The organism is Bartonella sp. AA83SXKL, assembly GCF_042196965.1.
In the GTDB taxonomy this organism is placed as follows: Bacteria; Pseudomonadota; Alphaproteobacteria; order Rhizobiales; family Rhizobiaceae; genus Bartonella.
In genome coordinates, this window is sequence record NZ_JBHIRG010000011.1 from 29229 (window position 1) to 54177 (window position 24949).

Below are 24949 nucleotides of genomic sequence, written 5' to 3' on the forward strand. Positions count from 1 at the left end.
GAAAAATCTCTCAAACAGCAATTATGCTGGAAAACGTCCATTTTCACGATATTGAGTAATTGCTTTGCGAGCAAGGGCATCTGCGCGTTCATTTTCTGGATGTCCCGCATGCCCTTTTACCCAGTGCCATCTAACTGTATGACAAGAACTAGCATCCTCAAGAGCTTGCCATAGCTCCATATTTTTAACAGGATTTTTTGATGCGGTGCGCCAATTATTCTTTTTCCAATCTTCAATCCACTTAGATATACCGTTACGTACATAAACTGAGTCTGTATAAAGATCGACCAAACAGGGCTCTTTAAGCACCTTTAATGCACAAATTGCCGCCATGAGTTCCATTTGATTGTTTGTCGTATGGACCTTACCGCCATAAAGCTCCCGTTCATGACCATTCCAGCGTAAAATTGCCCCCCACCCTCCAATTCCAGGATTCCCTGAGCAAGCACCATCTGTATAAATTTCAACGACTTTTTGTTGAGTTGCCATAAAATTTAAAAACCTAATTCACTTAGCGAATTTACATTACTGAAAAAACAAAGCTTGTGCCAATACTCCCATGGATCTTTCTTAATAACAAAGCTATTAGGCGGTGTATTAAACCAATCATATAGACGTGTGAGTAAGAAACGTAGAGACGCACCACGAGCTAATAAAACCATCTTGTCCAATTCTAAAGGGATCAATGGTCTTATTTTTTGATAATTTTCCAATAACTTACGTGCTTTGGTAAGATTATAGGAATGATCAGGCTCAAAGCACCAAGCATTTAAACAGATCGCTAAATCATAAGCAAAAAAGTCATTACAAGCAAAATAGAAATCTATCATCCCAGAAAGACGATGATTCACAAAAAAAACGTTATCATTAAATAAATCTGCATGAATAATGCCTATTGGTAAATTGAACGGCCAATTTTCCTGTAAAAAAGCCAATTCCAACTCAATTTTTTGTCCAAATTCTTTTAACAATGCATCTTCTTTGGTTTGACAACGTTGCCACAATACCTTCCAATCCATAACAGAAAGAGTATTTTTACGACTGAGTGTAAAATCCTGTCCTGCTAAATGTAATTGTGCTAACCCCGTCCCCACTTCGCCACAATGATCTATATTGGGCTGGCGGATCCACTCTCCTTCCAGAAAAGTAATAATAGCAGCAGGACGTCCTGCTAGTTCACAGATCATCATTCCATCATTTTGAATAACAGGTTGAGGACAAGGAATTCCACGCTGTCTTAAATGCTGCATCAAGCGACAAAAAAAAGGTAAATCATCTTTTGAAATACGCTTTTCATAAAGTGTTAAAATAAATCGCCCTTGTGTTGTCTCTAACATAAAATTAGAATTTTCAATCCCCTCTTCTATACCTTGATAAGACAAAAGTGATCCTATTGCATAACGTGTTAAAAACACTTTTAAATCATTTGGGTGAATATCTGTATAAACGGCCATTATTCTGCTTTCGTTGTAGACATGTCTGTATTCTGATTTTCATTTTTTGCATTATTTGCTTGACCATTGACGAAAGCCATATCTTGAGACGTTAAAATGACGTCACGTAATTCGCGACTCACTAAAAATTTTTCCGTTTCTACCGCTGTTTCAGCTAATTCTATTGTGACATCATAACGCTCACGAAACGCTGAAATAATTTCATCAATAATAATTTCAGGAGCCGAAGCCCCTGCTGAAAGACTGACAATAGAAAGAGATTTTAGGTTTTCAAAATTAATTTCATCAGCGCGCTGAACTAAAATAGCTTGTCGCGCACCAGACTTTTCGGCAACCTCTACTAAACGTCGTGAATTAGAAGAGTTTGGTGCTCCAACAATCAAAAACAAATCACTCCCCTTTGCCGCTGCTTTAACCGCATCTTGTCGATTCGTTGTAGCATAGCAAATTGATTCAGCCGCTGGGGCTGCTAATGTAGGAAAACGTTGTTGTAATATATCGATAATTCCTGCAGTATCTTCAACAGAAAGCGTTGTTTGTGTAACAAATCCTAATTTATCTGGATCATTGGGTTGATAATGCAAAGCATCTTCTATCGTTTCAATAAGCGTCACAACCCCTTCTTCAAGCTGTCCCATTGTCCCTATCACTTCAGGATGACCAGCATGACCAATCAATATAACATGACGACCATGACGTTGATGTCGTATCGCTTGTTTATGAACTTTCGAGACCAACGGACATGTTGCGTCGAGATAAAACAAATTATAGCATCGTGCTTCTTCTGAAACAGATTTTGGTACACCATGAGCAGAAAAAACAACTGGTTGATTGCGATGTTCTTCTGGAATCTCATTAAGTTCTTCGACAAAAACAGCACCCCGTTGCTGTAATCCCTCAACCACGTAGCGGTTGTGTACAATTTCATGACGGACATATACTGGAACACCATATTTTTTTAATGCAAGCAGAACAATCTGGATAGCACGATCAACCCCTGCACAAAATCCACGTGGACCACAAAGACGTATCGTTAAAGGGGGAAGTCCAGACATAAATCATCCTTAATCTCTATAGTTTTAGCTATATATTCAAACAACCTATTATTATACATGAATAAGCAATGTAAAAAAACGTGCAATATCATCTTTTGCATAAGAACACACTCTATCGTGTTTTCTTACAGCATTTTCTTGAAGAAAAGCTCTTTTAAAATTTGCTCTTTCATTTTACGCAACTAAAGAGCGATAAAATACCAAACAAGAGATTCAATCAAAAGAATTCCAAAGATAGCTGCCAAATAAAGTAACGAAAAGAAAAACGTTTTTTTGGCCATCAAAATAGTTTCATTATGTGTATCAGCTTTCCATAAACGATAGGCAAAATAAATAAAGATAATGCTTAAAATTGTTGAAAAAATACCATAAAAAATTCCGCCAAGACCAGTAAAGCAAGGAGCAGCAGCACACAATGTCATCAAAATAGTATAAAATAAAATCTGTTTTTTTGTTGAATTTTCACCTCGTACATTAGGCATCATAGGGATACCTGCTGCCTCATAATCAAGAGATGAAAATAAAGAAAGAGCCCAAAAGTGAGGGGGGGTCCACATAAAAATGATTAAAAATAATAAAAAGCTATCAATACTCACTGTCCCTGTTGTCACGGCCCATCCAATCATTGGCGGAAAAGCCCCAGAAGCACCACCAATAACAATATTTTGTGGTGTGATACGCTTTAACCAAATTGTATAGATAACGACATAAAAGAAAATCGTAAACGCAAGAAAAAATGCCGCAAACCAATTAATGAAGCTCCCCATAACCAATACCGAGAGCATAGAAAGAACCATGCCAAAAATAAAAGCCTTTTGGGAGCTGATTTTACCCATGGGAATAGGACGCTTTTTAGTCCGTTCCATCACAGCATCAATGTCAGCATCATACCACATGTTCAGTGCTCCCGCACCACCGCCACCAGCAGCAATACATAAAATTGCTAAAAAACCATACCACGGATTGATAGGAACAGGCGATACAAGCAAACCAACCAGAGCCGTAAAGACCACAAGAGACATAACACGTGGCTTTAATAATGTAATATAATCACCAATACCGGATTTTGGTGGCGTTGATTTACCATTCACAACCAATAACTCTTCTGAAACTGACATTCCACTCAAAGCCCTTTTCCATTTTTGTCATTCACAAACCCAATATTACCTGACAAATATTATCTAGCGTATGGAAATGACCAATTAAGACCAATCGTATTTTTGAGAAAATATGAAATATCTCTTTCGCACGTCTCCCCTAAAAGTAAATGGAAATATTGGCAATAAAAATACATTTTTTCAATCAACGTTCTATCCACATTACAAATGTATCATAAAAACATATCATATGAATTAATATATTTGGGTAAATACTGATTTTGTGTTATAGTTTTTTATGGGGAATTCATTTTCTTATGTAAATCTATGCATGGTTGTGGGTATTGAGTCGGATAGGATTTTCTGTGATACTTTATAAATTACTCAAAAAAACTTTTTTTATTGGTGCTGTTCTTTACACACTTTATAGTAGTTTTATCAGTCATGCATTTGCACAAACACCCTATGCACAAGATGTCCCTGCTCCGCAAACCTATGGTGCATGGACAAAAGTGTGTTCTCTACCACCAGGTACACCTAACATGCAGTGTGAAGTTGTACAAAACGTTCACACACAAGGGCGTCAAGATATTACCTTGCGCGTTACATTTTATAAACTTCCTCAAAAGCAAGGTGCTTTGATGCGTGTTTTTGTTCCGATTCGCGTTGAATTACGTCCTGGCGTTGGAATTAAAATTGACGATAAAAATATGGGCAGAATGGAATATCGTCGTTGTCTTGGTGATAATTGTGTTGCTGAAGCCTTTCTTAAAGAAGACATATTGCAGCTCTTTTTAAAAGGAAAAATGGCAACCTATTTTATCTTTACAACTCCTGAACAAGGGATTGGAGGTTTTGTTGACCTTCATGGTCTTGGTGACGCCTATGCAACCTTACCGACATGAATGAAATCAATACATTTTAAACAATCAAAATCTCATCGTATATTTTGAAAGATTCTTAAAATTAGATTGATAAAAATCTTCGAAGCACCCATAAAAATAGGATAATTCTTATGAAATCGCTGATTGATCATTTTGATATTGCTTCCTCTAAAGTGCAATCACTTATACAGGAAACACTTCATCATGCTGATGATGGTGAGCTTTACCTTGAGTATATAGAAAGCGAAGCTCTTTTATTTGATAATGGACAGCTTAAAAACGGCTCATTTCATCAAGATATGGGATTTGGACTACGCGTTGTTGCTGGAGAGGCTACTGGATATGCTCACTCTAGTGAGTTATCAGCTGCTGCACTCAAACGTGCCAGTGAAGCTGCTAAAGCTGTTACCTATAATAATCATGCAGGGACTTATAGCATAGCACCTCAACAAACAAACAAAAGGCTTTATCAACCGCATAATCCCCTTGATGCTCCATCATTTGAAGAAAAAAGTGCTCTTTTGCAAAAAATTGATGCCTATTTACGTGCTAAAAATGATAAATTGCATCAGGTGACTGTTTCTCTTTCCGGCTCGCTACAACATGTTGAAATTTTACGTGCAGATGGTTATTTTGTTCGTGATATTCGTCCCCTTGTGCGACTTTCTATATCTGTGGTCGCAGCTGAAGGCAATCGTCGTGAAAATGGTTTTTATGGATGTGGAGGGAGACAAGCATTTAACCAATTTATTCATGAAGACAATTGGAAAAAAGCCGCGGATGAAGCCTTACGTATGGCTTTAACAAATTTAGAAGCAGAAGCAGCACCTGCTGGATCTTTTGATGTTGTCTTAGCGAACGGATGGCCTGGTGTTATGCTCCATGAAGCCGTAGGTCATGGTTTAGAAGGTGACTTTAACCGTAAAAAAACATCCGCTTTTGCTGGACTTTTAGGACAACAAGTTGCAGCAAAAGGTGTTACAGTTGTTGATGATGGAACAATTCCACAATGCCGTGGCTCTCTCACTGTCGATGATGAGGGGACCCCTTCAGGATATAACGTTCTCATTGAAGATGGAAAACTCGTTGGTTTTATGCAAGACAGGCTTAATGCACGGCTTATGGGAGGTAAATCAACTGGAAATGGACGGCGTGAATCTTATGCTTATGCACCAATGCCACGAATGACCAATACAATCATGCTAGGAGGAGATAAAACACCTGAAGAAATCCTTTCTTCACTTAAAAGTGGTATCTATGCTGTTTCATTTGGTGGAGGACAAGTTGATATTACTTCCGGAAAATTCGTCTTTGAATGTACTGAAGCATACCGAGTAGAAAATGGTAAAATTTGTGCACCAATCAAAGGTGCAACTCTTATTGGAAATGGACCGGATGCTATGAAACGTATCACAATGATTGGTAATGATAGTAAACTAGATAATGGTATTGGTATGTGCGGAAAAGCAGGGCAAAATGTCCCTGTTGGTGTTGGTCAACCTCATCTTCGAATCAATAATATGACAATCGGTGGAACTGCGCTTATAGAGGAATAAGCTTGCTCATTCCTTCCCAGTATTGCCTCCTTCTCGTCTATTACGACCACTTTGTGAGGGGGAGGATACAATGAATTGATTTATAAAGATAATCTAGCGTTATTCATATTGTATTAGAACCTTGAGTCCCGTAAGATTTTCTCATTTTAATCTGTGTCTGTTAGATCAATCAAAATCATTCGTTTATACGTTACAGGCGGGGAGAGTTATATGGATAAAAACTGTACAAGAAAGGACTAAAGATTCCTCTTATGGTCCGTCTCAAGTACCAAGAGTTTTAAGAAACATTAGGGGATGGCAAATATAACGACGGCACAGGCTTATTCAGACACATCTTCTTCGTAATACATTAGTCTTTTGTGTGGGGTCACTTGTCTTTTATATTTCATAATAAAAAAGCTTAAAAGAAAAAACACTTTCTACATTCAGTGCTCTTAATTCAACGAGAAAAAGGTTATTATTATAGATAAATTTTGGAGAGATTTTATAATAATACTCAAATGAATTATGTCAAAAAAACTTTCAGGCTAAAGTTTCCAACCTTTCTTTTTTTTCTTTTTGCTCAAAACAGCAACAATTTCGACATGTGGTGACCATAAAAATTGATCAATCGGTATGATTTTTTCTACTGTATACCCCCCTGAAAAAAGAAGAGATAAATCACGAGCAAATGTAGTAGGATTACAAGAAATTGCCACAATACGTGATACTGTTGTCTTCGCTAATTCACGTACTTGTTGCTCTGCACCAGCACGGGGAGGATCAAAAACAACACTCTCAAAACATTCAAGTTCCTTTACAGAAAGGGGATGTCGGAAAAGATCACGTTTTTCACAAGTGACCGTTTTTAAACCAGTCGCAAAACGTGCTGCTGTATTTAGATTTCTTAATGCATCTTCATTATTTTCTACTGCATGAACATTCATCTTTTTTGCCATACGCAAGGTAAATGTTCCTACCCCTGAAAACAAATCAACAGCATTCTTTGCTTTTTTTAAATGAGTCAAAATAATATTGCCCATTATATTTTCAGCTTCACAAGTTGCTTGCAGAAAACCACCAGAAGGAAATTCAACACGGATATCTCCAAAGTAAATCTCTGGTTTTTCTCGTTCAACCAAAACTTCACCGTCAACAGATAAACGTATAATCCCATATGAAAGAGCAGCACTGATCATTTTCTGACGAACACGCTCATCGCGTATAACACAACCGCTTAAAGCGATATCTAAACCGTTTTCAACAGATGTTATCGTTATATGAAACCGTTTGGCATGATTGCTTACAAGAGCACAAAGTGACCTGATATCATCTAGTTTAGACATAATCTCTAAACGCGTCACTGGACATTCCTCAAGAGCTACAATCTCATGAGAGAGATAACGGTTAAAACCAACTTTTTGCCCCTGTGGGGTCATGGAAGCTGTTAGAGTAATCCGCCGTCGGCTATAAGGTTTACATTCTATTAAAGGCGCAACAACATTATTAAGTCCATACTTTTTAAGCGCCTCAACAACCAATTGTTGTTTCCATACGCGATAAGCATCCATATGCCAATGCTGAAGAGCACACCCTCCACATTCTCCAAAATGCTGACAAAGAGTATCAATGCGTTCTGATGATTTTTCTTTTAATGTTATATATGTTGCATATTTTCCATGAACAGTAATTTCAGCACACTCTCCTGGTAAAGTAAAAGGAACATAAATAAAACCGTGCGACGTCTTGAAAGTACCATAACCATTTGCTCCGATATGATCGATTATGACATTGTCATTCACTCTTGTTTTTCTCCAAATAGTAAATATTCCACGTTGCCATCACCACCTGTAATAGGGGAAGAAATTAAACTTTTTGCACTCCACCCTGTTTGTGTATTTAACCAAACAAAAAGCGCCTCAGCAATTTTTTTAGCACTTGATGGACTTAATATTCCTCCCTTACTAAAGTGTTTACGACCAACCTCAAACTGAGGCTTTACCAGTAAAACAGCTTGGGCACCCTTCTTGGCTAAAGACAACACGGGAGGCAATGCAAGTTTGAGCGAAATAAAGCTAACATCTGAAACGATAAGATCAATTTCTCGCCCACCTAAATGTTCCTGTTTAAAATCTCTGACATTCAAGCCTTCTAATAACGTTATAGCACTGTTGCCCAATAAACGTTTATCAAATTGATGATGCCCAACATCAACGGCAATGACATGATCTGCTCCACGCTCTAAGAGAACTTGCGTAAAACCACCTGTTGATGCACCAACATCAATGGCTGTCACTTTATCTGTTATAATTGGAAATGCATCAAGTGCAGCAATCAATTTTAACGCTGCCCGAGAAACATAATTCTGTGCTGGATCACAAACGGTAATCTCTGCATCATCAAAAACGATTTGCCCAGCTTTAAAAACGATTTCTCCGTTAACTTTAACAGTTTGGCGCATAATTGCATCACGTGCGCGTGAACGTGTCGTAAAAAAGTTTTTTTCAACTAAAAAAATATCGAGTCTTTTTCTGGAAGCCATCTCATACTCGAATTTTCTATTCTGTTCGAATCTCGCGTCCCAAAACAGCAAAAACCGTGCTTAAAATACCCATAGCGTCAAGTCCGACACGTGAAAGAACTTTTTCTGGTGAACCATGATTCAAATATTCATCAGGAAATTTTAGTGTACGAACTTTCAAACCATGCTCTAAGAGCCCTTCTTGCGCTAAAAATTGTAATATGTGCGCTCCAAATCCACCGATTGCCCCTTCTTCAATTGTCACCAATACCTCATGCTCACGTGCCAAACGACGCATCAAATCCTTATCTAAAGGTTTTGCAAACCGTGCATCTGCAACCGTTGTAGACAATCCTTCAGCCTCCAACGCATCAGCAGCTTGCAACACTTCTGACATCCGCGTTCCAAAACAAACCAAAGCGATTCTATTTCCTTCACGCAGAACGCGCCCTTTTCCAATTTCTAATAACTCACCACGTTGCGGTAAATCTATACCAATCCCCTCACCACGCGGATAACGAAAAGAAATTGGTCCCTGATCATAAGCTGCAGCTGTACGCACCATATGCATCAGTTCAAGCTCATCAGAAGGTGCCATAACAACAAAGTCAGGAAGAGTGGCCAAAAAAACAATATCAAAACTTCCAGCATGTGTTGCACCATCTGCCCCCACAAAACCTGCTCGGTCAATAGCAAAACGTACCGGTAATTTTTGAATTGATACATCATGAACAATTTGATCATAAGCACGCTGTAAAAAAGTAGAATAAATTGCAACAAAAGGCTTATACCCTTCACAAGCAAGTCCTGCCGCAAAAGTTACGGCATGTTGCTCAGCGATACCAACATCAAACATTTTTTCAGAAAATTTTTTCGCAAAAGAATCAAGACCTGTCCCTGTTGGCATCGCTGCTGTTATGCCAACAATCTTATCATCATGGCGAGCTTCTTCTATTAAAGCTTTAGAAAATACCTTGGTATAGGGTAGAATATTACTTGATGCTTTTACCTGTTTTCCTGTCGTGACATCAAAACGATTAACACCATGATATTTATCAGACGAGGCCTCTGCAGGTGGATATCCCTTTCCCTTATGGGTTACAACATGCACCAAAACAGGACCATTAGGATATTCACGAACATTTTTAAAAACAGGCAATAAATGCCCCAAATTGTGCCCATCTATGGGGCCAACATAATAAAAGCCAAGCTCATCAAATAAAGTTCCCCCAACCAAAAGGCCACGCGCAAATTCCTCTGAACGACGGGCTTTATCCAAAAAAAACTTTGGCAATTTTTCGCTCAACATCTTTACGCGTTCACGCAAATGACGATAAGAAGGACGAGACACTAATCGTGCAAGATGTGCACTCATAGCACCTGTAGGTGGTGCTATAGACATATCGTTATCATTAAGAACAACAATCAAGCGTGCATTCAAAGCACCAGCGTTGTTCATTGCTTCATAAGCCATGCCCGCTGACATTGCACCATCACCAATGACAGTTATGATATTGCGTCTTGTCTCTGCTTTCAAAGCACTTGCCACCGCCATACCAAGCCCCGCTGAAATAGAAGTAGACGAATGCCCCGCTCCAAATGGATCATACACACTTTCTGAACGTTTTGTAAAACCCGATAATCCGCCCTCTTGACGTAATGTGCGAATTTTTTCTCTACGCCCCGTTAAAATCTTGTGTGGATAGGTTTGATGACCAACATCCCAAATAATCCTATCCTCTGGTGTATTAAAAATATAATGTAATGCAACAGTGAGCTCAACAACACCAAGTCCCGCCCCAAGATGACCACCTGTTACAGAAACCGCATCAATTGTTGCGGTCCGCAACTCATCAGCCAACTGTACCAAATCAGACTCAGGCAATGCCCGCAAATCTTGCGGGAAACAAACACGGTCAAGCAATGGTGTTAAGATATGAGACAAAAAAACTCCCTCCTATTACCTTAACTCAAGAAAACACAATGATAAAAATATATCTTCTCTACTCTTTTATTGACAGTTTTGCATCTTTTTTACTGAAAAATCTCTATTTGAGATGATTTATGATTTTTCTCATTTTTAACTTATTTTATAAAAAAGAAACCAATAAAATTTGCTTTCTATAAATAAGGTTATTGCACTGCTTAATCCCGCAATAAATATCCAAAAATAGTTTAATATTATTGAGCATCAAGTGGTTCTACTCCTTCTGGAGAACCTCCCTCTGAAAGTTGAATTTTTTCAACTTTAGCTTCAGCAACTTTCAAGAGTTTTTCACAATGTTTTTTAAGCGCTTCACCACGTTCATAAATATCTATGGATTGTTCCAAAGGCACATCGCCACGTTCCAAATTTTCAACAATAACTTCAAGTTGCTTAAGCGCTTGCTCAAAGCTTAAGGTCGTAATATCCCCCTCTTGTATCTCTTTTTTCATATGAACCTCAAAAAATATCTGTTCTGGATATACGAACTCCAAAACCTTCCAAACCTACATAATGATGCTCTTTAGAAGCATAAACAATAACAGAGCCTATTCCTAAATATTTTAAAATTTGTGATCCTAAACCAATTTTGCGCCATTCTTCTTCGCGTTCAATCGCCTGCACATGGTTTTCTGAACTGTTTCTTGTCATGTTTTGAATACCAACAGTTGATTGTATAACAGATCCTTCACGCAAATAAATAAATACGCCACGTTTTTCTTTTTCCATCATACGCCGCATCATCACCATAATATCTGAAGTTTGACAAAAAACGTCACTTATAATGTTTTCATGATGTAAATGCACAGGAATATTCTCACCCTCACGGACATCACCAAAAACAATTGCAATATGCTGAACGACTTCCCAAGGGAGTTGATAACTTTGAACAATAGCGGGACCTACAGATGTTTCAATAAGCATTTCTCCAACATGCTTGATCAATATTTCCTTACGTTGGCGGTAAGAAATTAAATCTGCAACCGTTATAATATGCAACCGATGTTCTTGCGCAAATTTCATAATCTGATCGCCATGTTTAACGCTTCCATTATCATTGACTAATTCACCGATAACACCAACCGGCGGCAAATTAGATAATTTACATAAATCAACAGCGGCCTCCGTGTGACCTGAACGCATGAGCACCCCCCCTTCATGCGCAATTAAAGGAAAAACATGCCCTGGACGAACAAAATCATCCGCACTTGCATTTGAATTCGCAAGATTACGTACAGCTAATGTACGGTCATGCGCTGAAATTCCTGTTGTTATGCCGTGTTTAAAATCAACAGTAACCGTAAATTGCGTCCCATGTGCAGAGTTATTATCTGGTACCATAGGAGAAAGATTAAACCGTTTTGCTTCTTTTTTTGGCATAGGTGTGCACACAATACCTGTTGTGTGACGAAGAATAAACGCCATCTTTTCTTCTGTACAATGCGCTGCAGCAACAGTTAAATCACCCTCATTTTCACGGTCATCATCATCTGTCACCACAACAATTTCACCGCGTTCAAAAGCTTTAAGTGCAGAAACAATTTTTTTTTCATCATACGCCATTGTTCACCTTTTCAATCACCCAACTTGACCGCGATGTCTTAGATAATGGTCAGCAATAGCACAAGCAACCATCGCCTCACCAACAGGAACGGCACGAATCCCAACACATGGATCATGACGTCCCTTTGTTATAACGTCTATATCATGACCATCAACATCAATGGAACGACGAGGTGTTAAAATTGATGAAGTAGGCTTTACAGCAAAACGTGCAACAATTGGCTGTCCACTCGATATTCCCCCTAAAATACCACCAGCATGATTGGATAAAAAAAGCGGTTTTCCATCATTTCCCATTCGCATTTCATCGGCATTTTCTTCTCCCCTCAAGCGGGCTGCCGCAAAACCATCACCAATTTCCACACCTTTTACCGCATTAATCGACATAAGTAACGAGGCAATATCTTGATCAAGCTTTGCGTAAATAGGGGCTCCTAAACCTGCCGGAACATTTTCTGCAACGATCTCAACAACCGCACCAACAGATGTCCCCTCTTTACGGAGTTTACTGATATAGTCACTAAAAATGTGAACCATCTCTGCATCAGCTGTAAAAAAAGGATTATTATCAACCTCTGACCAATCCCAACGATCACGATTAATATTATGAGGACCAATTGCTATCACTGCTCCTCGTACAATCAAACCAGGAACGATTTTACGAGCAAATGCACCTGCTGCAACACGTGCTGCCGTCTCCCGTGCCGAAGCACGTCCCCCGCCTCGAAAATCACGAATGCCATATTTAATATCATAAGTATAATCCGCATGTCCTGGACGATACTGATGAGCAATTGCTCCATAATCTTGAGAGCGTTGATCTGTATTTCGAATCAACAGAGAAATTGGTGTACCTGTTGTCACCAATGTCGTTCCATCGTCTTGAACAACAACTCCTGAAAGGACCTCTACTTCATCTGGTTCTCGGCGCTGCGTTGTATATTTTGATTGTCCTGGCTTGCGTTTATCAAGATAAGCTTGAACTTCTGCAAGAGTAAAAATAATTCCAGGTGGACAACCATCAATGACACAACCAAGAGCAGCACCATGACTTTCACCCCATGTTGTTACACGAAACAAATGACCAAATGTATTATGCGACATGAAAAAAGATCCATTTCTCTGTCAAATATATACAACGATAACGTATGTTGTGTGCTATACACAAGACAACTCTTTTCTCCCAAATACTCTTGGACACCTTAAATTTGGTCAAATTACTGCTGTCTAATAAAATCTTATAAACCAAACTTTATTCTTTAACGACAGAAATGTCTGGTGCATCAACTGCCTTCATACCTATGATATTATAACCCGAATCGACATGATGGACTTCACCGGTAACAGAACGAGACAAATCTGAAAGAAAATAAAGTGCAGAATCACCAACCTCTTCAATTGTTACCGTACGACGTAATGGAGCATTATATTCATTCCATTTTAAAATATAACGAAAATCACCAATACCAGAAGCCGCTAACGTTTTAATTGGTCCAGCAGATATAGCATTAACACGAATATTTTGGGGACCTAAATCTACCGCTAAATATTTCACGCTCGCTTCAAGAGCGGCTTTGGCAACCCCCATTACATTATAATTGGGAACAACCTTTTCTGCACCATAATAGGTTAGTGTCAAGATTGAACCACCATCTGGCATCAATTTTTCTGCACGCTTCGTTAGAGCTGTTAGGGAATAAACGGAAATATTCATCGTCATCATAAAATTTGATTCGCTGATATCAATATAACGACCACTTAATTCATCTTTATCAGAAAAACCAATAGCATGAACTAAAAAATCAAGTTTTCCCCATTTCTTCTCTATTTCTCTAAAGACCGTATCAATAGAGACACTGTCAGAAACATCACAATGTCCACAAACAAATCCCTTTAATTCTTCAGCCAAAGGCTCGACACGCTTTTTCATTGCTTCACCCTGATAGGTAAAAGCAAGCTCTGCCCCTGCGCTACTTGCCGCTTTAGCGATTCCCCAAGCGATGGAGCGATTATTGGCCAACCCCAAAATTAAACCACGCTTACCGTACAATAAACCATTACCCTTAGCCATCAGCACTGCCCCATTGTTACTTAAAATTAGTATTATTCACCTGCCTATGACACAGGTCAACTTTTTCTTCAAGCAATTGGTTTAAAATCAAACAAAAACTACGCTTTTATATATAAAATTTTTAAAATTAATCTTGTTGCATTTGCAAAAACTGTTCTAGTGCGGCGGCATTTTCATCTCCCGGCAACATAATGCGAACATGCACATAAAGATCATCTCTTGTACCATTTTTTAAACGAAGCCCTTTCCCTTTCAACCGTAAAACGCGATCAGAACTTGACCACGCAGGAATCGTTAAAACCACACGCCCCTCCAACGTCTCAACTTCTTCTTTTGCTCCCAAAACAGCATGTTTAAGAGAAACTGGTAAATCAAGATGGAGTGCTTTTCCTTCAACCCGAAAACGAGGATGTTTTTGAATCTGAATGGTTATCAACGCATCTCCTGCTTGCCCGTGAGGTACCTCTTCTCCCTGACCTTTTAAACGAATAGTCTGTCCGTCTTCAATATAATCTGGAAGTTTAATTTTTAACTTTTTTCCATTTGGAAAAACAGCCTCCACCTTTTCTGCGCCAACCATCTGCTCTAATGTTATGGCAAGATTAGCACGAACATGTGCTCCTTGTTGGGGACGGTTATAGTGTGTGGAATTCGAAAAGCTACCTCCTCCTCCAAACAGATCCCGAAAAATATCACTCGCATCAAAACTTGCACCACCTGAAGAGGAAAAATCAAATCCCTTTGCTCTTCCTGAAAAGGGATTTTGTTTATTGCTAAAATTTTCACCAGCACCATAGGCTTGATAAAGCGGTTTTCCTTCCATATCAATTTCACCGCGGTCAAATTGTGCCTTTTTATCTTTATCACCTATAATTTCATAGGCTTGATTAATTTCAGCAAATTTCTCTTTAGCCTTTGTATCATCTTTATTATGGTCTGGATGATATTTCTTCGCTAATCTTCTAAATGCCGATTTAATCTCTTGCGATTTTGCGGTACGTGCCACACCCAGAATCGTGTAGGGATCACGCATATTGCCCTCTTTTCAATTTCTTCGTTTTCAAAATATCAACTGATACGTTGTTCAATATCCCTTATAGCTTCATTAGTCTATTCTAGAGAATAATTTCTTCTTTTCTCTTTATATGTCTATCAATAAACTAAAATACCAGATAAAATGAGACATTTATTTAATATAGCTCCTTGTAGTCTATGCTAAAGTAAAAAATAATTAAACTACCATAGAAATACACGATAGCATTGGCTTTTTGAAAATAAGAAAAAATAGTACTGTAACTTCTTGATGATCAAGTAAATGAGAAAATGCCTCACCCATGCTCACTGATATTTGGAGAAACTATGAGCACAAAAATACCAACAGATGATCATTTTATGAAAATGCAAAAACCTTTTGAACTTTTCGCAAAGTGGCTTGAAGAGGCAACGATAAGTGAAATAAATGATCCGAATGCTATGGCATTAGCAACAGTTGACGAAACAGGACTCCCTAATGTTCGTATGGTTCTCCTCAAAGACTACAGTCCCCAAGGATTCGTCTTCTATACCAATTATGAAAGCTGTAAAGGACAAGAAATTTTAAAATCAATGAAAGCATCCTTAGGTTTTCATTGGAAATCACTCCGTCGTCAAGTCAGAATTAGAGGAATCGTTGAAAAAGTAAGTCAACAGGAAGCCGATGCCTATTTCCAATCGCGACCACGTGGTAGTCGAATTGGTGCATGGGCCTCTAAACAATCTCAACCTTTAGACAATCGTTTTGTGCTCGAAAAAGCAATTGCTCAATATACTGCGCGTTATGCTCTAGGCAATATTCCACGACCACCTTATTGGTCTGGGTTTCGTGTTAAACCCCTTTCTATAGAGTTCTGGTGCGATCGCCCATTTCGTTTACATGATCGTTTGCTTTTTACACGGGATTGTGTTGAACACAGCGATTGGAAAAGACAAAAACTTTATCCCTAATCCTTCAAACTTCATCGTTATGAAGATTTTTTCTTCGCAACAATTAAACAAATATTTTTTATTCGAAAAATTCTAAAAGAAGATGATTTATTCTATTTAAATAGAAGAATTTTATTTTCACTGTAAAGGTTAATTGGTGATATTTTCTACTGTATTGCTTAAAAATAGATTAGCAACAAGCTTATTAAAAAAAACATACTGTATTCAGTAGAAACTATGATTTTAGCTAACTTATTTTTAGACCGCAGGATAAAATATCATCCATATACCCCCACATACTAAACCAGAAAAAATCACAAAACCAATAAGCGAATTAGATTTGAAAAGCCTGAGGCATTGTGAACTATCATCTATATCAATGACTTTAATTTGAATAAACATATGGATACTTGCCACAAAAATCCCCAAAAAACTAAGAAAAGGGACTCCAGCTAAATAAAATGCTAGACTAACGAACATCACAAAACCACCATACAAAAATACTAAAGCACGCTTGGTTGCTTTACCAAAAAGAAGAGCCGTAGAACGGACACCAACAGTAACGTCATCTTCTTTATCTTGATGTGCGTAGATTGTGTCGTATCCTATGGTCCACAAAATTGATCCCACATAAAGCAAGATTGGTGCCCAGCTTAAACTTCCAAAGACAACAGCCCACCCCATTAATGCCCCCCAATTAAATGCAACGCCTAAAAAAAACTGCGGCCAATATGTTACGCGTTTCATAAAAGGATAAAATGCAACAGCTATCAATGACGAAATACCTAGAAAAAAACTAAACCTATTAAATTGTGATAAAACGACTAAACCAACAAAACATTGCACAAGGATAAAAACTCTCGCTTGAAACCGACTCACATGACCTGTTGGCAATGGGCGAGAACGTGTCCTTTCTACCTGAGCATCAATTTTATGGTCAATAAGATCATTCCAAGTACATCCTGCCCCTCGCATAGCAATAGATCCCAGAAAAAAAAGAAAAAGATACCAAACCCAATGAAGAAACATTGATAAAAGAGTATCGTAATGCATGTTATAAGAGAAAAAAGCCATTGTTGTTGACCAAAAACAAGGCCACATCAACAATTGCCAACCGATAGGTCGATCCCAACGCGCCAATTGCGCATAAAACCATAAAGAACGGGGAAGGAAGCTGTAGACCCATTGTTTGGAAGATGCATCCATAACCCGTCCTTGGCTATCATAGGACTGAACATGCGCGATATTTTTATTTTTTTTCATCAAATGATTTACCTTTGGTCTTGCGATAGAGACATTTCATTCTTATGAGAAGAGGATGAGATTAATTATCTTTTATGAGAGGAGCAAGCAATGAATATTCTTCTTATTGGCTCAGGTGGACGAGAACATGCTTTAGCATGGAAAATAGCAGCATCACCACTGCTAACAAAGTTATATTGTGCTCCTGGAAATCCTGCAACAACAGAATTTGGTGAAAATATTAATTTGAACATTGATGACCATCCCCTTGTTATTGATTTTTGTAAGGCACATTCTATTGATCTTGTAATTGTAGGACCAGAAGCACCCTTGGTGGCGGGTATAACAGACTCTCTTAATAGCGCTAACATCTGTGTATTTGGTCCTACTCAAAAAGCTGCTCAACTAGAAGGTTCAAAAGCCTTTACAAAAGATTTATGTCGGAAGAATAACATTCCTACAGGAAGTTACCAATGCTTTAATGATGCCTCTAAAGCTAAAGCTTACATTCAGCAACAAGGTGTTCCCATTGTTATTAAAGCTGATGGCTTAGCAGCTGGCAAAGGTGTCGTGGTTGCAACAACTATGGAAGAAGCGTTTAACGCAGTTGATGCCTGCTTCAAAAGTACATTTGGAGATGCAGAAAACAAAATTGTTGTAGAATCTTTTCTTGAAGGTGAAGAAGCAAGCTTCTTCTGCCTTTGTGATGGTAAAGTTGCTCTTCCTTTTGGATCTGCTCAAGATCATAAACGTGTAGGTGATGGGGATACTGGAGCAAACACCGGTGGTATGGGTGCTTATTCACCAGCGCCCATCATGACCCAAGAAATAGTGAATCGTACTCTCAAAGAAATTGTTGAACCAGCTTTAAAAAGCATGAAAGAAATGGGTGCCCCCTTTAAAGGTATTCTCTTCGTCGGATTAATGATAACGCAAAAAGGACCCGAATTAATTGAATTTAACGTACGATTCGGTGATCCTGAATGTCAAGTTTTAATGATGCGCCTCAAAGATGATATTTTGCCAATTTTTCTTGCTGCAGCTCAAGGAAAACTTGAAAATCAGCCTCTTCGGTGGTCTGAAAAAACAGCTCTCACCGTTGTTATGGCTGCTAATGGTTATCCAGACTCTCCCCAAAAAGGTACTGTTATCCGTAACGTTGATCAAGTAAACACTCTTCCCGATGTGAAAGTTTTTCAAGCTGGTACAGTGTTGCGTGATGGAGAACTCATTGCAAATGGTGGACGTGTACTCAATATAACAGCAACAGGAAAAACGATTACCCATGCACAAAAACGTGCTTATGAAGCTGTTGATTGTATTGATTGGCCAGAAGGTTTTGTTCGTCGAGATATCGGATGGAGAGCCGTTGCGCGAGAAAATTAAATCCTTTGAATATTCTTTTTTACGATTTTCTTATTTTATATAAGAGCATGATACAAAAATTTTCTCACTGTTTTACGTTGACCATAATTTTGAAAAAATGAGTGTGCTTTCCTTTGAACAATCAAATATTGTAAATAGGATATCTACTCATGATAAAATAGGAAAATTTTCTGAATCTGAAGATGTAATATAAAATAAATCATTTTACTGTTGTCTTTACTTTAAACGCATTTTCTCATCATTTTTATAAACACTTTCTTTCTTATAAAATCCTGAGGAAAAACGTATATACTATCATTTCTTTTATTTATCGCGTTTTTAGTGAAATTCCGCTTTTACGAAAAATGAAATGCCCAAAAAAGATAGTTATGTTATTCACATACAAACTCTTAAACAATATCTCTCATGCTTATCATTCCCATTTTACGACACTACCTGCAAATAGTATAAATCCATTCTGCCAGCTTTCTGGAATAAAAATAAAAACCTATACCATCATTGTATTTTCCAATTCTCAATATTACGATAACCCTTTCTATCTAAATGATTTTGATTATAAAAGAGAGATGAAATAAGAATATTCTGCAATATTCAAAGCTTTCATTCAACATGAAGAAATGATTTATAAAAAAATTCAAAAACACTTCCAGTAATCTTCTGGTGTTTTTAATAATGTGGCAAAAACCCAAAATTATACCGCAAAAAAACAGTTTCTATTGTTATGAAAACCGTTTTTACCTCTCTGAAAAAAGCGTTTTACATCATCGATTCCTGCTGCCAATGTATGGTGTCAAAAAAATCTCATTTACAATCATTGACTTTCTCTTTGTTTTAAAGAACCAAAAGTCACACCAAATCCCGTCTGTAAAGGTCTGAATTCTCATTAATATGCTGCACTTACACAAAGACCTACAAGCAAACTTAAGAATATTCGCCATATCTTCTAAAAACACTTCATGTGTGAAGTTTACATGCCTTATGTTACCTCCCCAAACAACGATGTTTTACAGCACAACAAGATAAATGCTGACGGTAGTACAAAAATGAATGCATGTTAATTTACTGGAGTGCAATTCGATTCGCAATCACCAAACGCAAGCCTAACGGATTGCTATAACGAAGTAAAAAATGCTTTTGTTTAGAATGTGCTGTTGTACCAAAAAATCGATGTAAATCAGAACGATCTTTTACAACCAGAATGCGATTATCTTCATTGATCATAAGCATGGGAAGGCCATAAGTATCCGCCCATAACCGCCAATCCAGAAGAACATTATTCAAATCTCTGGAAACCAAAAGCGGTATACAAGCTTCCTCATCGGCATGAAGTAATTCTAATGCAACAGCTCTTTCTCCTGAACGCGTTTTTACGGTACGTGCTGCAATTCCTTGAAAATGATAAGGGGGTATTAAATGCGATAAGCTTGAAGGCATATCCGTTTTAAAAGAAACACCACGCTCATTTAACGAACAAATAACCTGATTACCCGTTTTGGATGAAAAATATGTCGTCGTTTGTGGCAAATGGCACGGATCTAACCGAAATTCAAGCACCGCTTTTGCCTGATTAAAGCATTGATTAGCCATATACATTATCCCAATTTATCTTAAATAACATACACCCTTTAGCAGCTTTTTCTCATTGGATTATTAAAAGTTTGAATAAAAAACAACTGGTTTCTTTTTTGGTTATTAAAATCTAAACAAAAATGCATGATCACCATTCTTGAATTATAATACTTTTCCAGGATTCATTATCCCTAAAGGATCGAACGTTTTTTTAATCTCTTGCATAATATCCAATGCGACAGGCGATTTAAAAGAACGAAGTTCTTCGCGCTTAAGCTGACCAATTCCATGCTCAGCAGAAAATGCACCTCTATAGTCCACCACTAAACTATGAATGCGATGATTCATTGTTGACCATAACTGCAAGAACACTGTCGTATCAGCTCCTACAGGTTGTGTAATATTATAATGTAAATTTCCATCGCCCATGTGTCCAAAACAAATCACCCGTGCTCCTGGAGCAATATCCTCAACAATAAGCGCTGCCTCAGCAATAAAATCAGGAATAGAAGCAAGTGGGATTGCAATATCATGCTTAATGGACCCTCCTGCTAACTTTTGTGCTAATGATATACTTTCTCGTAATTGCCAAAAAAAATCTTGCTGTTTTAAAGATTGCGCAACAACTGCATCTTCTATCACCGCATTCTTTAAAGCTTCTTCTAAAATAGTACTCAATACCGATAACGCCTCATCATTGCCTTGCAACGATGAAATGTTCATTAATACATACCATTCATGTTTCCGCTGAAGAGGAGGCTTCTCACACATCTTATAATCTAAAGCCATTTGCAAACTGAGATTTCCCATGAGCTCAAAACCTGTCAACATCCCTCCTCCATATTCTTGAGCCAGAGATAAAAACTCTAAAGCCTTCGCCGGACTATATAATCCCACCAAAGCAACAGCTTTTCCTTTTATTTTTGGAAACATCTTCAAAACGGCTGCGGTTATAACACCCAATGTACCTTCTGCACCAATAAAAAGATCTTTTAAATCGTAACCGCTATTGTCTTTTTTAACAAAACGCAAATCATCTAAAATACGCCCATCCGGTAAAACAACTTCTAAACCAAGACAAAGATCACGCATATTGCCATAGGCTAAAACAGCTGTCCCTCCAGCATTCGACGAAAGATTTCCTCCTACTTGGCAAGAACCTTCAGATGCCAAAGAAAGAGGGAAAAAACGACCTGATTCATCCACTTTTTTCTGTAAATCCTGTAAAATAACACCAGCCTCTACAACAACAAAATTTCCTTCAATATTTATAGCTCTAATCTTATTTAATCGCTCCATGGATAAAAGAACGCCCTCTCCTCTTTCATCTGGTTGTTGTCCCCCCACAAGCCCTGTATTTCCACCCTGTGGCACAATCGGTGTGCGCGTTTTGCTCGCTAACTGCATAATCGATGAGACCTCTGCGCAAGAAGATGGACGTAAAAGTAAAGGTGTTTTTCCATGAAAAAGCCCACGCTCTTCAAGCAAATACGGTGCAATCAACGCTTGATCTGTTATAGCATGCTTAGCACCAACAATTTCCCTAAACCCTTCAATTAATTCCTGCTCCATGTTCATTTCTCCTTTGGAGCCGCAGCCCGTATAAGACGATCATTGATAGCCTCCCCTAATCCGTATAATGGAATAGGTTCTACTGCGATACATCTCACTTTAAATGAATCTAATTCCTTCATATATTGAAATAAATGAGAGGCTGCCTCTTCTAACTTTCCATCTTCGCTAAGGTTTAAAATAGAAACGGCATTTTCAGCCCCCATAACACGCTTTGAACCAAATGCTAAAAGCGCTTCACCATTTTCCACCTTTTCTACATTCAAACGAACCGTGGCATTGGGAGCATAATGCGACTTTAACATCCCAGGAGCTTCAATCGCCGCCCTTTGATCTATCCGTTTTAAAGGCTTCCCCACAACTTCTTCAATTTCATCAGCCGCAAGCCCCCCTGGACGCAAAAGATAAATATTTTCACCACAAATTTTAATAATCGTTGATTCCAGCCCTATTTTAGCAGGTCCTCCGTCCAATATCAAAGGAACAGATTCCCCCAAAGATGCAAAAACAGCCTCAGCTGAAGTAGGGCTAAGACGCCCCGATTGATTCGCACTAGGAGCAGCAAGTGGGCGGCCAAAATGTTGTACCACTTCCGCAAAACGACTGTCTGGAAAACGAACAGCCAAGGTATTCAAACCAGAGGTTGTTAAAGGATGGATATTATGCTGTTCCTTTAAAGGCAAAACCAATGTCAAAGGACCTGGCCAAAATTCCTCCATTAATTGGCGTGAAAGAAAGTCAATTTTAACATAACGTTCCGCCATTTCGATGCCGCTGACATGCGCAATAAGAGGATTAATTTGCGGACGACCCTTTGTAGAATAAATAGAAGAAATTGCTCTCCCATTGGTTGCATCGCCCGCTAATCCATAAACAGTTTCCGTTGGTAATGCTACTAACTTCCCTTGTTCAAGAAGCGCTATTGCCTCTCTTATCGAAGCACTATCGAGTGGTAGAATCGTCATGACACATCATTTCTATAACACTCTTTTAGTGATATTATGCTCTTTTTTATTCATATATCACATTGATTTATATGTTTTTTTAAGTATGGGGTTCATAAATAAAGGTTAGGGAATAGGATTTTCCAATATTCTTCTACAAAACATATCTTATTCTGCTAACTTTCTCTAATAATTTTTTGAATTTTGCTAAGTTCTCTTGTGAAAAGCTATTGTTGAAACTCTTGACATAGACTTAACGTACAGTACATTGTGCTACAATTGAATAGGGGATTTAGCAATGGGAAAAATTCAAGCCCGCATACCTGATCAAGTTCAAGAAATTGCAAGTGCAGTTATTAAGTCTACGGGTTTAACTGTATCGGATGCAGTACGCATGTTTATGACCCGCATTGCTAGAGATCGTACATTACCGCTTGGATCTTTCAACCAAATCCGGAAACATTACGAGCTATCGAGGATGTCGAAATGGGATGCGTCGAACGTACATTATTAGACAGCTTAAGGACCATGATACGCGAAGATAGAACCGAAATGCGTAAATCTGAAAAGAAAACCTAAGCTTGCTATATTGTCTATACGCGTTCATTCCGGTCTGACCTTAAACGTGAAAGCAAAGGTAGGTATGCTAATACACTAGAGAAGGATTTGCTGCTTGTGGTCAAAGCGTTAGCGGAGAATGAACCGCTAAAAGCGCATTGGAGAGATCATGCGCTAACAGGTCAATGGCGCAATTGTCGTGATTGTCATATCAAGCCAGATTTAGTTTTGATCTATCGAAAGCCGAATACCAAAACACTCGAGCTCTTACGACTTGGTTTGCATTCTGAACTACGCTTATGATTGGATCTCCAATTCATAGTAAAAAGAATTTTTCGAAGTTTTTGCTTGTATGACAGTTTTTCTAATTCTTTGAGAACCACTGCTTCAAATGAGCGAAGATGTTGTCTATCGCATCCATGAGGCATGCAAAATCAAGGATAAGCAAAAAAAGAAAAAATGCTATCCACTTCATCAAGCGAGACATCATTTTCACGCTTTGATAGGTGATGATCATTTCTTGAAGCATTTCTTTTTCTGCTTCTGTAAGCTCTGTGTATTTTTTGGATTTTTTTCTAACCATGTTTCCACCCACACAAGCGTTGACCCTGCTTGTTATGCTTTAAGATCTCTCTTGCTAAGTTTGAGCTAATGGTGTTCAGATCTTGCCGGCTTAAATAAATAGGTAACCAACCAACACAAGAAGAAACATATTTATTTGTCGCGCAACCAGTGTGTAATGCATTGATTTATAATGATAATCTAGCTCTGTTCATATTGAATGAGAACCCTGAATAACGTAAGATTCTCTCATCTTAAATCTGTGTATCTTGAATCAATCAAAATCACTTGCTTGCACGTCACAAGCGGGGTTGATGTGTGGGTAAAAATTGTACAAGAAAGGAGTAAAAATGGTTCTTATGAATCGTCTTAATGCAAGGGCTGTAGCAACATTGGGAGCTGGTAAATATAATGATGGTGCCGGCTTGCTTCTTCACAAACGTAAAGATGGTGGTGCTCAATGGCTTTATCGTTATACCATTCATGGTCGGCGCCGCGAAATGGGCTTGGGAGCGTTGCGAGATGTTTCTTTAAAACAAGCCCGTGAATTGGCAACTGGGTGGCGGGCTGTTTTACGTGAGGGGCGTGACCCTATTAAAGAACGCAACAAACAAAAGCGTGAGGCAATGCGCAATCTCCATTATTTAAAAGATATTGCTCTAGATGCTTTTGAAAGCCGTAAAGCTGAATTAAAAAATGATGGTGAGTCTTGTAATTGGTTTTTACATTTACGCCTCCATATTCTCCCTAAATTAGGCTGTCTGCCCGTTTCAGAGATTACGCAAACAGAGATACGCGATACCCTTGCCCCTATTTGGCATACAAAAGCTGGAACTGCTCGAACAGCACTAATGCGTCTTAATCTTTGTCTCAAACATGCGGCTGCATTAGGGTTAGATGTTGATTTACAAGCTGTAGAAAAAGCACGCGCTCTCTTAGGCAAACAACGTCATAAAAAACAAAGCTTACCAGCCATGGATTGGAGAGATGT

General features: G+C 38.3%; 23 protein-coding genes and 1 pseudogene. 7 read left to right on the plus strand and 17 right to left on the minus strand.

Annotation, left to right across the window (positions count from 1 at the left end; translation table 11 throughout):
• Positions 1-21: 21 nt before the first annotated feature.
• From rnhA to cyoE, 4 genes are all read right to left on the minus strand, one after another.
• Positions 22-489: a ribonuclease HI gene (gene rnhA / locus ACFINO_RS06560; RefSeq protein ID WP_375634233.1), complete on the minus strand. Its 468-nt coding sequence runs from the start codon at positions 487-489 to the stop codon at positions 22-24.
• A 5-nt stretch (positions 490-494) separates the two neighbouring features.
• Positions 495-1454 carry a homoserine kinase gene (locus ACFINO_RS06565; RefSeq protein WP_375655275.1) on the minus strand — a complete coding sequence of 320 codons (960 nt, stop codon included), beginning with the start codon at positions 1452-1454 and terminating at the stop codon, positions 495-497.
• Positions 1454-2509 (minus strand): 4-hydroxy-3-methylbut-2-enyl diphosphate reductase, encoded by a 1056-nt coding sequence (gene ispH, locus ACFINO_RS06570; RefSeq protein WP_375636191.1) that lies wholly within the window; start codon positions 2507-2509, stop codon positions 1454-1456. The genes ACFINO_RS06565 and ispH overlap by 1 nt, the downstream gene beginning before the upstream one ends.
• A gap of 182 nt (positions 2510-2691) precedes the next feature.
• On the minus strand, positions 2692-3627 hold the full coding sequence (gene cyoE, locus ACFINO_RS06575) for a heme o synthase (RefSeq protein WP_375655276.1): 936 nt from the start codon (positions 3625-3627) through the stop codon (positions 2692-2694).
• A 344-nt stretch (positions 3628-3971) separates the two neighbouring features.
• Between cyoE and ACFINO_RS06580 the strand changes: the two genes are divergently transcribed.
• On the plus strand, positions 3972-4511 hold the full coding sequence (locus ACFINO_RS06580) for an invasion associated locus B family protein (RefSeq protein WP_375611128.1): 540 nt from the start codon (positions 3972-3974) through the stop codon (positions 4509-4511).
• Positions 4512-4621: 110 nt separating this feature from the next.
• Positions 4622-6046, plus strand: coding sequence for a metalloprotease TldD (gene tldD, locus ACFINO_RS06585; protein WP_375618410.1), 1425 nt, complete (start codon positions 4622-4624; stop codon positions 6044-6046).
• Between the two features lie 527 nt (positions 6047-6573).
• Here tldD and ACFINO_RS06590 read toward each other — a convergent pair.
• From ACFINO_RS06590 to ACFINO_RS06625, 8 genes are all read right to left on the minus strand, one after another.
• On the minus strand, positions 6574-7827 hold the full coding sequence (locus ACFINO_RS06590) for a class I SAM-dependent RNA methyltransferase (protein WP_375655277.1): 1254 nt from the start codon (positions 7825-7827) through the stop codon (positions 6574-6576).
• Positions 7824-8567, minus strand: a complete 744-nt coding sequence (locus ACFINO_RS06595; protein ID WP_375655278.1) for a TlyA family RNA methyltransferase — start codon at positions 8565-8567, stop codon at positions 7824-7826. The genes ACFINO_RS06590 and ACFINO_RS06595 overlap by 4 nt, the downstream gene beginning before the upstream one ends.
• A gap of 16 nt (positions 8568-8583) precedes the next feature.
• On the minus strand, positions 8584-10491 hold the full coding sequence (gene dxs / locus ACFINO_RS06600; protein WP_375655279.1) for a 1-deoxy-D-xylulose-5-phosphate synthase: 1908 nt from the start codon (positions 10489-10491) through the stop codon (positions 8584-8586).
• 236 nt (positions 10492-10727) lie between these two features.
• Entirely contained in the window at positions 10728-10982 is a 255-nt protein-coding gene (locus tag ACFINO_RS06605) for an exodeoxyribonuclease VII small subunit (RefSeq protein WP_375606413.1), read from the minus strand.
• Between the two features lie 7 nt (positions 10983-10989).
• Positions 10990-12093, minus strand: coding sequence for a 3,4-dihydroxy-2-butanone-4-phosphate synthase (gene ribB / locus ACFINO_RS06610; protein ID WP_375634217.1), 1104 nt, complete (start codon positions 12091-12093; stop codon positions 10990-10992).
• Between the two features lie 15 nt (positions 12094-12108).
• Positions 12109-13197, minus strand: a complete 1089-nt coding sequence (aroC, locus tag ACFINO_RS06615; RefSeq protein WP_375634294.1) for a chorismate synthase — start codon at positions 13195-13197, stop codon at positions 12109-12111.
• 148 nt (positions 13198-13345) lie between these two features.
• The gene (gene fabI, locus ACFINO_RS06620) at positions 13346-14164 is read right to left on the minus strand and encodes an enoyl-ACP reductase FabI (RefSeq protein WP_273787904.1); all 819 of its coding nucleotides are present in this window, start codon (positions 14162-14164) and stop codon (positions 13346-13348) included.
• A gap of 127 nt (positions 14165-14291) precedes the next feature.
• The gene (locus ACFINO_RS06625; RefSeq protein ID WP_375634213.1) at positions 14292-15197 is read right to left on the minus strand and encodes a DnaJ C-terminal domain-containing protein; all 906 of its coding nucleotides are present in this window, start codon (positions 15195-15197) and stop codon (positions 14292-14294) included.
• A gap of 326 nt (positions 15198-15523) precedes the next feature.
• Here ACFINO_RS06625 and pdxH point away from each other — a divergent pair, with 326 nt between their 5' ends.
• A complete protein-coding gene (gene pdxH, locus ACFINO_RS06630; protein WP_375611119.1) occupies positions 15524-16147 on the plus strand; it encodes a pyridoxamine 5'-phosphate oxidase in 624 nt (207 codons plus the stop codon).
• 237 nt (positions 16148-16384) lie between these two features.
• On the opposite strand, the gene ubiA is transcribed toward pdxH, so the two are convergent.
• The gene (gene ubiA / locus ACFINO_RS06635) at positions 16385-17389 is read right to left on the minus strand and encodes a 4-hydroxybenzoate octaprenyltransferase (protein ID WP_375655280.1); all 1005 of its coding nucleotides are present in this window, start codon (positions 17387-17389) and stop codon (positions 16385-16387) included.
• Between the two features lie 90 nt (positions 17390-17479).
• Here ubiA and purD point away from each other — a divergent pair, with 90 nt between their 5' ends.
• On the plus strand, positions 17480-18754 hold the full coding sequence (gene purD, locus ACFINO_RS06640; protein ID WP_375655281.1) for a phosphoribosylamine--glycine ligase: 1275 nt from the start codon (positions 17480-17482) through the stop codon (positions 18752-18754).
• 1059 nt (positions 18755-19813) lie between these two features.
• On the opposite strand, the gene ACFINO_RS06645 is transcribed toward purD, so the two are convergent.
• The 3 genes from ACFINO_RS06645 to ACFINO_RS06655 form a co-directional block, all read right to left on the minus strand.
• Positions 19814-20341 carry a DUF6101 family protein gene (locus ACFINO_RS06645; RefSeq protein WP_375628324.1) on the minus strand — a complete coding sequence of 176 codons (528 nt, stop codon included), beginning with the start codon at positions 20339-20341 and terminating at the stop codon, positions 19814-19816.
• Positions 20342-20485: 144 nt separating this feature from the next.
• Positions 20486-21895: an FAD-binding oxidoreductase gene (locus ACFINO_RS06650; protein ID WP_375655282.1), complete on the minus strand. Its 1410-nt coding sequence runs from the start codon at positions 21893-21895 to the stop codon at positions 20486-20488.
• Between the two features lie 2 nt (positions 21896-21897).
• Positions 21898-22860, minus strand: coding sequence for an L-threonylcarbamoyladenylate synthase (locus tag ACFINO_RS06655; RefSeq protein ID WP_375620641.1), 963 nt, complete (start codon positions 22858-22860; stop codon positions 21898-21900).
• A 277-nt stretch (positions 22861-23137) separates the two neighbouring features.
• Between ACFINO_RS06655 and ACFINO_RS06660 the strand changes: the two are divergent.
• Both ACFINO_RS06660 and ACFINO_RS06665 read left to right on the plus strand, forming a co-directional pair.
• Positions 23138-23418 (plus strand): annotated as a pseudogene (locus ACFINO_RS06660) (type II toxin-antitoxin system RelB/DinJ family antitoxin).
• Between the two features lie 9 nt (positions 23419-23427).
• A complete protein-coding gene (locus ACFINO_RS06665; protein WP_375640660.1) occupies positions 23428-23700 on the plus strand; it encodes a type II toxin-antitoxin system YafQ family toxin in 273 nt (90 codons plus the stop codon).
• Positions 23701-23761: 61 nt separating this feature from the next.
• On the opposite strand, the gene ACFINO_RS06670 is transcribed toward ACFINO_RS06665, so the two are convergent.
• Positions 23762-23980: a hypothetical protein gene (locus ACFINO_RS06670; RefSeq protein ID WP_375634205.1), complete on the minus strand. Its 219-nt coding sequence runs from the start codon at positions 23978-23980 to the stop codon at positions 23762-23764.
• A gap of 328 nt (positions 23981-24308) precedes the next feature.
• On the opposite strand from ACFINO_RS06670, the gene ACFINO_RS06675 reads away from it, so the two are divergent.
• Positions 24309-24949 (plus strand): tyrosine-type recombinase/integrase (locus tag ACFINO_RS06675; protein ID WP_375655283.1); only part of this gene is annotated, 641 nt, incomplete at its 3' end.

Excerpts from the sequence above, each read along its gene's own strand:
- tldD (WP_375618410.1), top strand. The coding sequence starts at position 4,622 with ATGAAATCGCTGATTGATCATTTTGATATTGCTTCCTCTAAAGTGCAA.
- ACFINO_RS06625 (WP_375634213.1), bottom strand. The coding sequence starts at position 15,197 with ATGCGTGATCCCTACACGATTCTGGGTGTGGCACGTACCGCAAAATCG.
- ACFINO_RS06645 (WP_375628324.1), bottom strand. The coding sequence starts at position 20,341 with ATGGCTAATCAATGCTTTAATCAGGCAAAAGCGGTGCTTGAATTTCGG.
- ispH (WP_375636191.1), bottom strand. The coding sequence starts at position 2,509 with ATGTCTGGACTTCCCCCTTTAACGATACGTCTTTGTGGTCCACGTGGA.
- cyoE (WP_375655276.1), bottom strand. The coding sequence starts at position 3,627 with ATGTCAGTTTCAGAAGAGTTATTGGTTGTGAATGGTAAATCAACGCCA.
- ACFINO_RS06650 (WP_375655282.1), bottom strand. The coding sequence starts at position 21,895 with ATGGAGCAGGAATTAATTGAAGGGTTTAGGGAAATTGTTGGTGCTAAG.
- purD (WP_375655281.1), top strand. The coding sequence starts at position 17,480 with ATGAATATTCTTCTTATTGGCTCAGGTGGACGAGAACATGCTTTAGCA.
- fabI (WP_273787904.1), bottom strand. The coding sequence starts at position 14,164 with ATGGCTAAGGGTAATGGTTTATTGTACGGTAAGCGTGGTTTAATTTTG.
- rnhA (WP_375634233.1), bottom strand. The coding sequence starts at position 489 with ATGGCAACTCAACAAAAAGTCGTTGAAATTTATACAGATGGTGCTTGC.
- ACFINO_RS06655 (WP_375620641.1), bottom strand. The coding sequence starts at position 22,860 with ATGACGATTCTACCACTCGATAGTGCTTCGATAAGAGAGGCAATAGCG.
- ribB (WP_375634217.1), bottom strand. The coding sequence starts at position 12,093 with ATGGCGTATGATGAAAAAAAAATTGTTTCTGCACTTAAAGCTTTTGAA.
- ACFINO_RS06605 (WP_375606413.1), bottom strand. The coding sequence starts at position 10,982 with ATGAAAAAAGAGATACAAGAGGGGGATATTACGACCTTAAGCTTTGAG.
- ubiA (WP_375655280.1), bottom strand. The coding sequence starts at position 17,389 with ATGAAAAAAAATAAAAATATCGCGCATGTTCAGTCCTATGATAGCCAA.
- ACFINO_RS06595 (WP_375655278.1), bottom strand. The coding sequence starts at position 8,567 with ATGGCTTCCAGAAAAAGACTCGATATTTTTTTAGTTGAAAAAAACTTT.
- ACFINO_RS06670 (WP_375634205.1), bottom strand. The coding sequence starts at position 23,980 with ATGGTTAGAAAAAAATCCAAAAAATACACAGAGCTTACAGAAGCAGAA.
- aroC (WP_375634294.1), bottom strand. The coding sequence starts at position 13,197 with ATGTCGCATAATACATTTGGTCATTTGTTTCGTGTAACAACATGGGGT.
- pdxH (WP_375611119.1), top strand. The coding sequence starts at position 15,524 with ATGAGCACAAAAATACCAACAGATGATCATTTTATGAAAATGCAAAAA.
- ACFINO_RS06565 (WP_375655275.1), bottom strand. The coding sequence starts at position 1,454 with ATGGCCGTTTATACAGATATTCACCCAAATGATTTAAAAGTGTTTTTA.